This window comes from Pseudomonas sp. Irchel s3h17 (assembly GCF_900187505.1).
Classification (GTDB): domain Bacteria; phylum Pseudomonadota; class Gammaproteobacteria; order Pseudomonadales; family Pseudomonadaceae; genus Aquipseudomonas.
Genome location: NZ_FYDL01000004.1, coordinates 249,124 through 262,281, shown reverse-complemented (window position 1 = coordinate 262,281; position 13,158 = coordinate 249,124). Strand labels below are relative to the sequence as shown.

Here is a 13,158-nt window from a genome sequence, read left to right as displayed (position 1 = left end):
CTGCCTGATCCTGTGGGAACGGGCTTGCTTGCGAAGTCGGTGAATCCGTCGACATCTGTGTTGGATGTCAGTCCGCTTTCGCGAGCAAGCCCGCTCCCACAAGGGGTCACTGTGCGCATTCACTTCTCTTCACCTGGATAATCCCGATGAGCTCTGTGGCGGTTTTCAGCAAAGCCTCACCGTTCGACGCACTGCAGCGCTGGCTCCCCAAACTGGTTTTGGCGCCGAGCATGCTGATCGTCCTGGTCGGCTTCTACGGTTACATCCTCTGGACATTCGTCCTGTCCTTTACCAACTCCAGCTTCATGCCGAGCTACAAGTGGGTCGGCCTGCAGCAGTACGTGCGCTTGCTGGACAACGACCGTTGGTGGGTCGCCAGCAAGAACCTCGCGGTCTTCGGTGGCATGTTCATCGCCATCAGCCTGGTGCTGGGGGTGTTTCTGGCGGTGCTGCTGGATCAGCGCATCCGCCGGGAAGGCTTCATCCGCACGGTCTACCTGTACCCGATGGCGCTGTCGATGATCGTCACCGGTACTGCCTGGAAGTGGCTGCTCAACCCGGGCCTGGGCCTGGACAAAATGCTCCGCGACTGGGGCTGGGAAGGATTTCGCCTGGACTGGCTGGTGGATCAGGACCGGGTGATTTACTGCCTGGTGATCGCTGCCGTGTGGCAAGCCTCCGGGTTTGTCATGGCGATGTTCCTGGCGGGGCTGCGCGGTGTCGATCAGTCGATCATCCGTGCTGCCCAGGTCGACGGTGCCAGCCTGCCGACCATCTACCTGAAGATCGTCCTGCCGAGCCTGCGCCCGGTGTTTTTCAGTGCCTTCATGATCCTTGCGCATATCGCGATCAAGAGCTTCGACCTGGTGGCGGCGATGACGGCAGGGGGGCCGGGCTACTCCTCCGACCTGCCGGCGATGTTCATGTATTCCTTCACCTTCAGCCGTGGCCAGATGGGCATCGGATCGGCCAGCGCGATGATGATGCTCGGTGCGATCCTGGCGATTCTGGTGCCGTACCTGTACTCCGAACTGCGGGGCAAACGCCATGAGTAATCCACTCGCCAGACCCACCCTGAGCCTCAGCCGCATTGCCATCTACGCGACGCTGCTGCTGGCGGCGGCCGTGTACCTGATCCCGCTGGTGGTGATGCTGCTGACCAGCTTCAAATCCCCGGAAGACATTCGCACCGGCAACCTGTTGAGCTGGCCGCAAGTGATCGACGGCATTGGCTGGATCAAGGCCTGGGACACCGTGGGCGGCTACTTCTGGAACTCGGTGAAAATCACCGTGCCGGCGGTGCTGATCTCCACCTTCGTCGGTGCAATGAACGGCTATGTGCTGTCGATGTGGCGCTTCCGCGGTTCGCAGTTGTTTTTCGGCCTGCTGCTGTTTGGCTGCTTCCTGCCGTTCCAGACCGTGCTGCTGCCAGCCTCGTTCACCATCGGCAAGCTGGGCCTGGCCAACACCACTACCGGGCTGGTGCTGGTGCACATCGTCTACGGGCTGGCATTCACCACGCTGTTCTTTCGCAACTACTACGTGAGCATTCCCGATGCACTGGTCAAGGCGGCACGCCTGGATGGCGCGGGCTTCTTCACCATCTTCGGCAAGATCCTGCTGCCGATGTCGATCCCGATCGTGATGGTCTGCCTGATCTGGCAGTTCACCCAGATCTGGAATGACTTCCTGTTCGGTGTGGTCTTCGCCAGCGGCGATGCGCAACCCATCACCGTGGCCTTGAACAACCTGGTCAACACCAGCACCGGGGCCAAGGAATACAACGTTGATATGGCGGCGGCGATGATCGCCGGGTTGCCGACACTGCTGGTCTACATATTCGCTGGCAAGTATTTCCTGCGCGGGCTGACGTCCGGCGCGGTCAAGGGGTAGAACATGGCAACGCTCGAATTACGCAACGTCAACAAAACCTACGGCGCTGGCTTGCCGGACACCTTGAAGAACATCGAACTGAAGATCGATGACGGTGAATTCCTGATCCTGGTCGGCCCGTCCGGCTGCGGCAAATCGACCTTGATGAACTGCATCGCCGGCCTTGAGAACATCAGCGGCGGGGCGATCCTGGTGGATGACGCCGACATCAGCGGCATGAGCCCCAAGGATCGCGACATCGCCATGGTGTTCCAGTCCTATGCGCTGTACCCGACCATGAGCGTGCGCGACAACATCGCCTTCGGTTTGAAGATTCGCAAAATGCCCGCCGCCGACATCGATGAAGAAGTGGCGCGGGTGTCCAGGCTGCTGCAAATCGAACACCTGCTCAGCCGCAAGCCGGGTCAGCTCTCGGGGGGGCAGCAACAGCGCGTGGCCATGGGCCGGGCATTGGCGCGGCGGCCGAAGATTTATCTGTTCGATGAACCGTTGTCCAACCTCGACGCCAAGCTGCGGGTCGAGATGCGCACCGAAATGAAGCTGATGCACCAGCGCCTGAAAACCACCACTGTCTACGTGACCCACGACCAGATCGAAGCCATGACCCTGGGCGACAAGGTGGCGGTGATGAAGGACGGGATCATTCAGCAGTTCGGCACCCCGAAGCAGATCTACAACGACCCGGCCAACCTGTTCGTGGCCAGCTTCATCGGCTCGCCGCCGATGAACTTCATTCCCCTGCGCCTGCAGCGCAAGGACGGCCGCCTGCTGGCGTTGCTCGACAGTGGCCAGGCCCGCTGCGAGCTGCCGCTGGGCATGCAGGACGCGGGGCTCGAGGATCGAGAAGTGATCCTGGGCATGCGCCCGGAGCAAATCGTGCTGGCGAACGGCGAGGCCAATGGCCTGCCGACCATTCGGGCCGAAGTACAGGTCACCGAGCCCACCGGCCCCGACACCCTGGTGTTCGTCAACCTGAACGAAACCAAGGTCTGCTGCCGCCTGGCACCGGACGTCGCGCCGGCCGTGGGCGAGACCCTGACGCTGCAATTCGACCCATCGAAAGTTCTGCTGTTCGATGCCAGGACCGGGGAGCGTTTGGGGGCTGCCGGTCAACCACAAACCGAATTGCACACAGCCAACGTCGCCCAATTCAAAGGCCGCTGAAAATCAAAACTGTAGGAGCGAGCTTGCTCGCGATGGACGTTAACGATGACGTGCGCCGTCTGGGTGAACGCGGTGCATTTGAGACCATCGTCGGAACGCCGCCCGGAGCAAGCTCGCTCCTACAAGGGGGATATCCGTGACGGACGGCCTGTCGTCCGACACCACCGTAGTAACCGCGTTAGAAAAAGAAAAGTTAATAACAATAAGACGAGGATGTAGGGATGAAGAAGAACAACACCAGTGCCCGGATTATCTGCCAGCTGTCCGCGATTGCGGCGATGAGCCTGGCCGGCAGCGTGCACGCGGCCGAGGCGTTCAGTGCCGATTCCAAGTGGATGACGGGTGACTGGGGCGGCGAGCGGACCAAGCTGATCGATCAAGGCATCGACATCAAAATGGACTACGTCGGTGAAGTCGGCGGTAACCTCCACGGCGGCTACAACGACGACAAGACTGCGCGTTACGCCGACCAGTTTGGCCTGGGCGCGGCGCTGGACCTGGAAAAATTGCTCGGCTGGGATAACACCCAGGCCAAGATCCAGCTCACCAACCGTAACGGCGAGAACATCTCCAATGACCGTATCGGCGACCCGCGTGCCGGCACCTTGAGTTCCTCTCAGGAAGTCTACGGCCGTGGCCATATGGTCCGCCTGACCCAGTTGTGGATCCAGCATCAGTTCTTCGACAACACACTGGACGTCAAGGCCGGTTACTTCGGTGAAGGCGAAGACTTCAACACCTTCCCGTGTGAGTTCCAGAACCTGGCGTTCTGCGGCTCCCAGGTGGGTAACTGGGCCACCAACATCTGGTACAACTGGCCGGTCAGCCAGGCGGCGATCCGAGTGAAGTACAACATCTCGCCCGAGTTCTATGCGCAGATCGGCGCGTACAACCAGACCCCGTCGCAACTGGAACACGGTAATGGTTTCAAGCTCAGCGGCAGCGGTACCGAAGGCACCGTGCTGCCGGTCGAGCTGGTCTGGTCGCCGAAGGTCAACAGCCTGCCGGGCGAGTACCGTGTCGGTTACTACAAAAGTACGGCCAAGGCCGATGACGTCCGTGAGGATGACAACGGTAATGATGCGGCCACCAGCGGCAATGCCTATCGCAGCCACAGCAGCAAGCACGGCTACTGGTTCGTTGCACAGCAGCAACTCACCAGCCATGGCGGTGACGCTACGCGCGGCCTGAACATTGCGGCCAACGCCACTTTCCACGACAAGGACACCAACATCGTCGACAACTACCAGTCGCTGATGTTTGTGTACAAGGGCCCGTTCGATGCACGTCCAAAAGATGATGTCGGTATCGGTTTTGCCCGTATCCATGTCAACGATGACGTGAAGAAAAACGCCGAGCTGACCAACGCCGCCAACGGTGTCGCCAACTACGAGGATCCGCTGTTCTCGCCGCTGCGTGACACCGAGTACAACTACGAACTCAACTATGGTTTCCACGTTACCAACTGGTTGACCGTGCGTCCTAACCTGCAATACGTCACTCACCCAGGTGGCGTGGATGAAGTCGATAACGCTTTGGTCGCCGGCCTGAAAATTCAGTCGGTGTTCTAACGCTGTTGCGATAAGCTCCTTCCCATGTGCGCATTTTTGCGGACGGCCCAGGCTGTCCGCTTTTTTTTGGGGTGGCGCGCCCCTTGGTGATCGCTGATTTTCAGGACCGTGGCACATGCCAGAGCATCCGCTACAACGTTTCTTCAAGTCCTTGCGCGAGCGTCCGGTGTTCGCGTGGGAGCGCTATCAGAAGCGCGACGTGTTGGTGATTGATCATCCGCTGTGCCAGGCGGTGTTCAGTCGCCAGGGCGCGCAGTTGTTGCACTTCCAGCCCACAGGCCAGAAACCCTGGTTGTGGTGCGCGGCGAAGTGGCCGCAGGTCGGCGCCATTCGCGGCGGAGTCCCGGTGTGCTGGCCGTGGTATGGCCGGCATCCGAGTGAAAACGCCTGGCCATCCCATGGCTGGGCACGGCTGCTGGACTGGAAGCTGATCGACAGTCGCAGCGATGACGACGGCGTGCACCTGCACTGGCAGTTACAGCTGTGCGATTGGCAAGTCGAGCTGCACGCGCACTTGGGCGAGCGTATGGACCTGCGCCTGAGCACCGAGCACCAGGACAGCCTGCCGTGCCAGTTGAGTCATGCTTTGCATGCGTATTGGCGTATTGGCGATGTTGGTGAGGTAGCGCTGTCTGGGCTGGATGGCGCGCAGGGTTATGACCAGCTCAAGCGTGAGGCGTGCGAGCAAAAAGGCGAGTTGCGGGTCGAGGGTGGCTGCCAGCGCGTGTTTCAGCACGAGGGCGAGCTACAGCTCAAGGACCATGCCTGGCAGCGCCAATTGTGCATCGATACCGGCGACAGCGCGGACACCGTGGTCTGGCACCCCGGATCGCGCCCGCTGCTGGGGGTGAGCTGGAATGAGGTGAGCGAGTTTGTCTGCGTGGAAGCGGCCAGCGGTGGTACCGACAGCCTGAGCCTGGCCCCGGGGGAGCGGGCGCATTTGAGTTTGCAGGCGTGGGCGGCGGCTTAGTTCAAGATATTGCGGTGTCTGGACTGGCCCCTTCGCGGGCAAGCCCGCTCCCACAGTGTCCATGTCGAGCACAAAACTTGCGGCTGCCATTGAACCTGTGGGAGCGGGCTTGCCCGCGAAGAGGCCGGATCATTCAACACAGAAGCATCTGGTCTCAGTTGAACTCATCCCCCACCGGATACCGGCTGGCGTTGAGGCTTTCCTTGATTTTGCGCAGGTGCGGCTGGAAGTCGACGCCGCGGCGCAGGGTCATGCCGGTGGCGAGTACGTCGAGCACGGTCAACTGAATGATCCGCGAGGTCATCGGCATGTAGATGTCGGTGTCTTCCGGCAACGGGATGTTCAGGCTCAGGGTGCTGGCCTTGGCCAGTGGCGAGCCTTCAGCCGTGAGGCCGAGTACCGAGGCACCGTTCTCGCGGGCAATGCGCGCCACTTCCACCAGCTCACGGGTGCGACCGGTGTAGGAAATGATCACGAACAGCTCACCGGTATGGGCCACGGAAGCAATCATGCGCTGCATCAGCACATCGGCGTGGGCGGTGACGGCCAGGTTGAAGCGAAAGAACTTGTGCTGGGCATCCAGCGCGACCGGCGCCGATGCGCCGAGGCCGAAGAAGTGGATCTGCCGGGCCTGGATCAGCAAGTCCACGGCGCGGCTGACCAGGTTCGGGTCCAGGGCCTGGCAGGCGCTGTCCAGCGAGGCGATGGCGCTGCCAAAGATCTTCTGGGTGTAGGCCTCCGGGTTGTCGTCGGCTTCCACCGCGCGACAGACATAGGCGGCACCGCTGGCCAGGCTTTGGGCCAACTGCAGTTTGAGTTCCGGGTAGCCGCTGACGCCGAACGAGCGGCAGAAACGGTTGACCGTCGGTTCGCTGACCGAGGCGGCCTGGGCGAGGGCGGCGATGCTGAAGCGAGTCGCCTGCTGCGGGTTGAGCAGGATGACTTCGGCGACTTTACGCTCAGCCTTGTTCAGGTCGGCAAGGCGATTCTGGATCTGTTCCAGTAAATTTCGCACGCGGTCCATAAATGTTTCCTTAGAGCGGCTGCTATGCCAGCAGACTCGCTGCTTGCAAGTAAAGGCTCGGCTATGAAAATCGGGCCTTTGGTAAGGCCCTTTGCGGTGGCCTATCCTACTGGTGGCCCTGACTGACCACCACCGGGAATCTGTATTTTGGAATAATGTTGTGGTTATTACTACATTTTCCCTTGAGTGATGCCTTGAAAAAAGGTATTTGTAGCTTAACTTGATAAAAGAACAAACATCATGCCTTCGATTACGGTTGAACCGTGCACCTTTGCCTTGTTCGGCGCCTTGGGCGATCTGGCCCTGCGCAAGCTGTTTCCTGCCTTGTACCAACTCGATGGTGCAGGCCTGCTGCATGAGGACTCGCGCATTATCGCACTGGCCCGTGAGCCGGGCAGCGCGCAGGAGCACCTGGCCTTCATCGCCCGGGAACTGCGCCACTATGTGCCTGCCAAGGAACTGGACGAAGCCGTGATCGATCGCTTCCTGGCGCGGCTGACGTACCTGCATGTCGACTTTCTCAAGACCGATGACTATGTGGTCCTGGCTGAACTGGCAGGCACGACGCAGCGGATGATTGCCTACTTCGCCACGCCGGCGGCGGTCTACGGGGCAATCTGCGAGAACCTGGCGCAGGTTGGCCTGACTGAAAACACCCGCGTGGTGCTGGAAAAACCCATCGGTTCGGACCTGGAATCGTCGCGCAAGGTCAACGACGCCGTGGCGCGGTTTTTCCCGGAAAACCGTACCTACCGTATCGACCACTACCTGGGCAAGGAAACGGTCCAGAACCTGATCGCCCTGCGTTTCGCCAACAGCCTGTTCGAAACCCAGTGGAACCAGAACTACATTTCCCACGTGGAAATTACCGTTGCCGAGAAGGTCGGGATCGAAGGCCGTTGGGGCTATTTCGACAAGGCCGGGCAGTTGCGGGACATGATCCAGAATCACCTGCTGCAGCTGCTGTGCCTGATCGCCATGGACCCTCCGGCGGACCTGTCGGCCGACAGCATCCGCGACGAGAAAGTCAAAGTGCTCAAAGCGCTGGCACCGATCAGTCCGGAAGGCCTGAGCACTCAGGTGGTGCGTGGCCAGTACATCGCCGGGCACAGTGAAGGCAAGGCGGTACCGGGTTACCTGGAGGAAGAAAACTCCAATACCCAGAGCGACACCGAGACCTTCGTCGCCCTGCGCGCCGACATCCGCAACTGGCGTTGGGCCGGTGTGCCGTTTTACCTGCGTACCGGCAAGCGCATGCCGGAAAAGCTGTCGCAGATCGTCATCCACTTCAAGGAACCGTCGCACTACATCTTCGCCCCCGAGCAGCGCTTGCAGATCAGCAACAAGCTGATCATCCGCCTGCAGCCGGACGAAGGCATTTCCTTGCGGGTGATGACCAAGGAGCAGGGCCTGGACAAGGGCATGCAGTTGCGCAGCGGGCCGTTGCAGCTGAACTTTTCCGATACCTGGCGCAGTGCGCGGATCCCCGACGCCTACGAGCGGTTGTTGCTGGAAGTGATGCGCGGCAATCAGAACCTGTTTGTCCGCAAAGATGAAATCGAGGCCGCGTGGAAATGGTGCGACCAGTTGATCGCCGGATGGAAGAAGTCCGGTGATGCGCCCAAGCCGTACGCAGCCGGATCCTGGGGGCCAATGAGCTCCATTGCTCTGATCACGCGGGACGGGAGGTCGTGGTATGGCGATATCTAAATTGAAACTGCCCCGGGGCGTCAGCGCCCATGAGTTCAAAAGCCCGGTGCTGCTGGCCGAAGGCCTGGCACTGAAGGTGGCCAAGCAACTGAGCGATGCGCTCGACGCCACGGGAACGGCAACGCTGGTGGTGTCCGGTGGGCGCAGTCCGGTGGCATTTTTCCAGCACCTGGCCAAGCAGAAACTGGACTGGTCGAAGGTGGTGGTCAGCCTGGCTGACGAGCGCTGGGTGCCCGTCGAACACGCCGACAGCAATGCCGGCCTGCTCAAGCGTTACCTGCTGCAAGGCCCGGCGGCCCAGGCGCAGTTTCTGAGCCTGTACAGCGCCAGCGCCAACCTGGAGTTGGCCGCCGAGCAGGCGGATCGTTTGCTCGCCGAGCTGCCAGGGATTGACGTGCTGGTGCTGGGGATGGGCGATGACGGTCACACCGCCTCGCTGTTCCCGGACAGTCCGAATCTTGCGCAAGCGTTGCAGGCCGACGGTACGCGCCGTTGCTGGCCAATGCTGGCGCCCACCGTGCCGCATCAGCGCCTGACCATGAGTCGTGCATTGTTGGCGTCGGCGACGCATACCGTTCTATCGATTTCCGGTCAGTCCAAGCTGATCACCCTGAGCGCCGCACTGGCCGGTGACGATGTCGCCGCAATGCCGATTCGCGCGTTTTTGCAACCCACGTTAGAGATTTACTGGTGCCCATGAGCCAAGGATCATCCGCTATGACAACCCCATCCCTTGCCGTTTCCATGGCGGATAAAGTTGCCCTGATCGACAGTCTCTGCGCCAAGGCGCGGATCCTGCCGGTCATCACCATCGCTCGCGAACAGGACGTGTTGCCGTTGGCCGATGCCCTGGCAGCGGGTGGCCTGACGGCCCTGGAAGTGACCCTGCGCTCGCAGTTCGGCCTCAAGGCCATCCAGATTCTGCGCGAGCAGCGTCCGGAGTTGCTCACCGGTGCCGGCACCGTGCTGGATCGCACCATGCTGGCCGCCGCTGAAGCGGCAGGCTCGCAGTTCATTGTTACGCCAGGCATCACCCGCGACTTGCTCGAAGCCAGCGTGGACAGCCCGATTCCGCTGTTGCCCGGCATCAGCAACGCCTCCGGCATCATGGAAGGCTATGCCCTGGGATACCGCCGCTTCAAGCTGTTTCCGGCAGAGGTCAGCGGTGGCGTGGCGGCGATCAAGGCCCTTGGCGGCCCGTTCGGCGAAGTGAAATTCTGCCCCACCGGTGGCGTGAGCCCGGCCAACATCAAGAGCTACATGGCGTTGAAAAACGTGATGTGCGTGGGTGGCAGCTGGATGCTGGATCCGGAGTGGATCAAGAACGGCGACTGGGCACGCATTCAGGAGTGCACCGCCGAGGCGCTGGCGCTGCTGGACTGACGGGGTAGCCCGCAGGGTTTTACGAAGAATTGTAGTAGTTGCGTTCTACGGCTTTTCGGCGCACTTGGTCGGTGCGCCGTTTTTTTTGCCTGGCGAAAAGTGCCGCCCCGTTGCATTCAAGGGGCGGCGGGCCTCAACTCAGTTCGATCAGCGCCTGCGCCATCAGGTGCATGTCCGCTGCCGTGCTGATCAGGCCGGGGGTGATGCGAATGCACGGCCCACAGGCCGAACCGCTGCGGGCCACGGTGAACAGGTTGTAGTCGCTGAGCAGGCGGTCGACCATCGCCTGCTGGTCGGCCTGGCGAGTGAAGCGCATCGAGGTGATGCCGCAATACAGGCGCGGGTCATTCGGGGTCATGACCTCAATGCCTGGCGCGCCTTGAACGGCGTCGACCCACAGATTGCGCAGGTAGTTGAGCCGGGCGCCCTTGGCGGCCGCGCTGCCGATGGCGCGATGTTCTTCGAACACCAGCGGCAAGGTCAGCAAGGCGGGAATGTTCGGCGTGCTGTACGGCGTGCGTGAGCGGATGTCGGTGGCCGGGAAATGAAACTCGTCCATGTCTGGATCGATGTCGGCCAGGCGTTGCGGGGCGATGTAGAGGAAGCCCAGGGTCAGCGGTGCACCGATCCATTTGTGCAGGTTGTAGCCGGCAAAGCTGATGCCCAGTTCATCGAGGTCGAATTCGATCTGGCCCAGGGCATGGGCGCCGTCGAGGATCACGTCGATCCCGTGCTCACGGGCACTGGCGGCAATGGCCTTGACCGGCATCACCAGGCCGGTGCGGTGGGTGACGTGGGTCAGGGCCATGAGTTTGATTCGTGGGTGCTGCTCGAATGCCGCGCGATAGCTCGCCACCAGGCTTTCGAAGCTGGCGGGGTGGGAGTGCTCGATTTCGATCACCTCGACCCCACGATAGCGTGCCAGCCAGCGCATCGCACTTTTGACCGTGTCGTATTCCAGGTCGCAGATCAGTACCTGGTCACCCGGCTGCAAGCGGTTGTAGTTGCGAATCAACGATTGCAGCGCGTCCGAGGCATTGCGGGTGAGGGCCACGGCTTGCGCGGGTACTCGCAGCAAGTCCGCCAGTTGCTTGCGAATCTCCACGCTTTCGAGTTTTTCGAAGCGCTGACGCACGTGTACCGAGTTGCTGCTGTTGATCAGTTCGATGTTGCGTTGGTATTCCTCGATGACCGTGCGCGACATGCGGCCGAAGTAACCGTTTTCCAGGTTGATGGGGCCAGGCTGGACATCGTAGCGATCGGCAAAGGTCCGCCAGAAGGCTTCATCATGGGCGCGGAAGGTGTTATCGGGCATGGGGAGAACTCGGTCTGGATTCGGTGGTTCAGTGGCGAGGCTTGGGTTTGCCGTGCTTGGCGCGCAGTGGGTCGAGCAGGTCGGACAAACCGTTGTGGTCGATTTCCTGCATCAGGGCCAGCAGGCCCCCCAGTTCACCGTGGGGGAAACCCTGGCGGGCGAACCAGTTCAGGTACGGGCCGGGCAGGTCGGCAATGATGCGCCCTTTGTATTTGCCGAAGGGCATTTCTCGGGTGACCAGCAGTTCAAGCGTTTCGGGGTTCATCGGTCAGTCGTCTTGATTCATACAGTCCGGAAAATACAGGCATTGCGCAGGCACGCCAATCGACAGATCCTGCCAATAACCAGCATACAGATGCTTGCGGGTGATGCAGCGGACAGCTCCAAGCGATCAGGCGCTGTTCACGGCGACGTGCGGGCGGAGCAGCCAGGAGCGCGCCCGTTCGCAAGCGTTGAACAATCGTAAAGGGGCTCGGCCTTGTGGCGAGCGAGCGTGCTCCCTCGCCACCGGTGAGCGGTCAATCAGCCGATGCTGATGGTCGGCAAGGTAGGCAGGGTCACGGTCTGTTGCTTGCGGGGCGCGAGGATCTCGGCTTCGCCATCGACCACCAGCTCATCACGCTGGTTGAACACGCGGGTGGCGATGCGCACGCGGAATTTCGGCAGTTTCTCGAGGATTTCCAGGCGCACGGTCAGGGTGTCGCCGATCTTCACCGGCTTCTGGAAACTCATCTGCTGGCCGAGGTAGATGGTCCCGGGCCCAGGCAGCTCGCAGGCGACCGCGGCACTGATCAGTGCGCCACTGAACATGCCATGGGCGATACGCTCCTTGAACATGCTCGCCGCTGCGAACTCGGCATCCAGGTGCACCGGGTTATGGTCGCCGGACATGGCGGCAAACAGCTGAATGTCGCGCTCTTCGACGGATTTGCTGTAGCTGGCGGTCTGGCCGACTTCGAGGGCTTCGTACGGCGTGTTGGTAACCTGGGTCATGTGTCTTGAATCCTGTGACGAGTTAAGTGTAATAACCAAACGTTATTCGGTTCTGGGTGGCCGGCGGTGGCTCAATGCCTGGGCCAGCCAGGTGAGCAGGTCCGCGGTCACTTCATCGCGGTTGCTTTCGTTGAACAGTTCGTGCCGTGCCTGCGGGTAGATCGTCAGTTGCAGGCACTGGTTGCCGGCCTGGCGCAGTGCTTCGGCCAACGCCTTGAGACGCTTGCCTTCACTCACCGGATCACATTCTCCGCCAATGACCAGCAACGGCAGGCCCGGATCGATCTGCGCGAGATTGGACGCTTTGCTGATCTGCTGCAAGCCGCCGAGCATATCGATCCACAACTGGTTGGTGCAGCGGTAGCCGCAGAGTGGATCGTTGACGTACTTGTCGACTTCCGCCGGGTCGCGGCTGAGCCAGTCGAACGGGGTGCGGTTGGGTTTGAACGCCTTGTTGAACGAACCGAACGACAGCCACTCGATCAGCGCACTGCGACCGGTCGCGCCCTGGCGCCAGCGTTCGAGGCGGGCAATCAGGCGCGCCATGCGATACAGCGCCACGGGCTGGAAATTCGAGCCGCTGAGTACGGCGCCATACAGGCTGGCGCTGTGGTGCAGCAGGTAAGCCTGGGCAATGTAGCTGCCCATGCTGTGGCCCAGCAACACAATCGGCGTGCCCGGATGCTGTTGGCCGATGTGCTGGTTCAGGCTGGCCAGGTCACCGACCACTTTGCGCCAGCCATCCTTGTCCGCGTAATGCCCGAGTACCCCGTTTTCCGCGGTCTTGCCATGGCCACGCTGGTCCAGGGCATAGACGCCGTACCCTTGGTTACACAATACCTGCGCCAGGCGTTCGTACCTTGCGCTATGTTCCGCCATCCCGTGGGACAGCAGGATCACCGCGTTGAGCGGGCCTTCGGGTAACCACTGGTTGACGAAAAGCTGGCTGTGGTCATTCGCGGTCAACCAGAACGTGTCGTGGATCATGGCGATTCCTTTGCGCTGAGTCGTTGCATTGTATAGCTGATCAAGCGCCTGGCGTCCGATGCGGGCCTCCCAAGGCGGCAAGATTCACACCATCAATGACAGTCGTGCTTATATTTGCCTGAATTGCCATAACTGCTAGTGTCCCAGA

Annotated in this window: 13 protein-coding genes; 8 read left to right on the top strand and 5 right to left on the bottom strand. The window is 61.1% G+C overall.

Annotated features, from left to right (window positions below; translation table 11 throughout):
* Window positions 1-146 precede the first annotated feature (146 nt).
* The 5 genes from CKW25_RS07285 (at window position 147) to CKW25_RS07265 (ending at window position 5,598) form a co-directional block, all read left to right on the top strand.
* Window positions 147-1,055 carry a carbohydrate ABC transporter permease gene (locus CKW25_RS07285; protein ID WP_095078510.1) on the top strand — a complete coding sequence of 303 codons (909 nt, stop codon included), beginning with the start codon at window positions 147-149 and terminating at the stop codon, window positions 1,053-1,055.
* On the top strand, window positions 1,048-1,893 hold the full coding sequence (locus CKW25_RS07280) for a carbohydrate ABC transporter permease (RefSeq protein ID WP_095078509.1): 846 nt from the start codon (window positions 1,048-1,050) through the stop codon (window positions 1,891-1,893). Before CKW25_RS07285 ends, CKW25_RS07280 begins: the two co-directional genes overlap by 8 nt.
* 3 nt (window positions 1,894-1,896) lie before the next feature.
* Window positions 1,897-3,057 carry an ABC transporter ATP-binding protein gene (locus CKW25_RS07275; RefSeq protein WP_095078508.1) on the top strand — a complete coding sequence of 387 codons (1,161 nt, stop codon included), beginning with the start codon at window positions 1,897-1,899 and terminating at the stop codon, window positions 3,055-3,057.
* 221 nt (window positions 3,058-3,278) lie between these two features.
* Window positions 3,279-4,628 (top strand): carbohydrate porin, encoded by a 1,350-nt coding sequence (locus CKW25_RS07270; RefSeq protein WP_095078507.1) that lies wholly within the window; start codon window positions 3,279-3,281, stop codon window positions 4,626-4,628.
* A 115-nt stretch (window positions 4,629-4,743) separates the two neighbouring features.
* Entirely contained in the window at window positions 4,744-5,598 is an 855-nt protein-coding gene (locus tag CKW25_RS07265) for a D-hexose-6-phosphate mutarotase (protein WP_095078506.1), read from the top strand.
* Window positions 5,599-5,752: 154 nt separating this feature from the next.
* Here CKW25_RS07265 and CKW25_RS07260 read toward each other — a convergent pair whose 3' ends face one another.
* Window positions 5,753-6,613, bottom strand: a complete 861-nt coding sequence (locus CKW25_RS07260) for a MurR/RpiR family transcriptional regulator (protein ID WP_172736448.1) — start codon at window positions 6,611-6,613, stop codon at window positions 5,753-5,755.
* A 249-nt stretch (window positions 6,614-6,862) separates the two neighbouring features.
* On the opposite strand from CKW25_RS07260, the gene zwf reads away from it, so the two are divergent.
* The 3 genes from zwf to CKW25_RS07245 are packed head-to-tail and all read left to right on the top strand — an operon-like array spanning window position 6,863 to window position 9,715.
* A complete protein-coding gene (zwf, locus tag CKW25_RS07255) occupies window positions 6,863-8,332 on the top strand; it encodes a glucose-6-phosphate dehydrogenase (RefSeq protein WP_095078504.1) in 1,470 nt (489 codons plus the stop codon).
* Window positions 8,319-9,032 (top strand): 6-phosphogluconolactonase, encoded by a 714-nt coding sequence (gene pgl / locus CKW25_RS07250; protein ID WP_095078503.1) that lies wholly within the window; start codon window positions 8,319-8,321, stop codon window positions 9,030-9,032. Before zwf ends, pgl begins: the two co-directional genes overlap by 14 nt.
* Window positions 9,033-9,049: 17 nt before the next feature.
* Complete coding sequence (locus CKW25_RS07245) at window positions 9,050-9,715, top strand: bifunctional 4-hydroxy-2-oxoglutarate aldolase/2-dehydro-3-deoxy-phosphogluconate aldolase (RefSeq protein ID WP_095078502.1); 666 nt, start codon at window positions 9,050-9,052, stop codon at window positions 9,713-9,715.
* A gap of 133 nt (window positions 9,716-9,848) precedes the next feature.
* Here CKW25_RS07245 and CKW25_RS07240 read toward each other — a convergent pair whose 3' ends face one another.
* The 4 genes from CKW25_RS07240 to CKW25_RS07225 form a co-directional block, all read right to left on the bottom strand.
* Window positions 9,849-11,030 (bottom strand): aminotransferase class V-fold PLP-dependent enzyme, encoded by a 1,182-nt coding sequence (locus CKW25_RS07240; protein WP_095078501.1) that lies wholly within the window; start codon window positions 11,028-11,030, stop codon window positions 9,849-9,851.
* A gap of 28 nt (window positions 11,031-11,058) precedes the next feature.
* Window positions 11,059-11,295, bottom strand: coding sequence for a DUF3820 family protein (locus tag CKW25_RS07235; RefSeq protein WP_040070258.1), 237 nt, complete (start codon window positions 11,293-11,295; stop codon window positions 11,059-11,061).
* A gap of 257 nt (window positions 11,296-11,552) precedes the next feature.
* Window positions 11,553-12,023 carry a MaoC family dehydratase gene (locus CKW25_RS07230; protein WP_095078500.1) on the bottom strand — a complete coding sequence of 157 codons (471 nt, stop codon included), beginning with the start codon at window positions 12,021-12,023 and terminating at the stop codon, window positions 11,553-11,555.
* A 42-nt stretch (window positions 12,024-12,065) separates the two neighbouring features.
* Complete coding sequence (locus tag CKW25_RS07225; RefSeq protein WP_095078499.1) at window positions 12,066-13,010, bottom strand: alpha/beta hydrolase; 945 nt, start codon at window positions 13,008-13,010, stop codon at window positions 12,066-12,068.
* Between the last annotated feature and the right edge of the window lie 148 nt (window positions 13,011-13,158).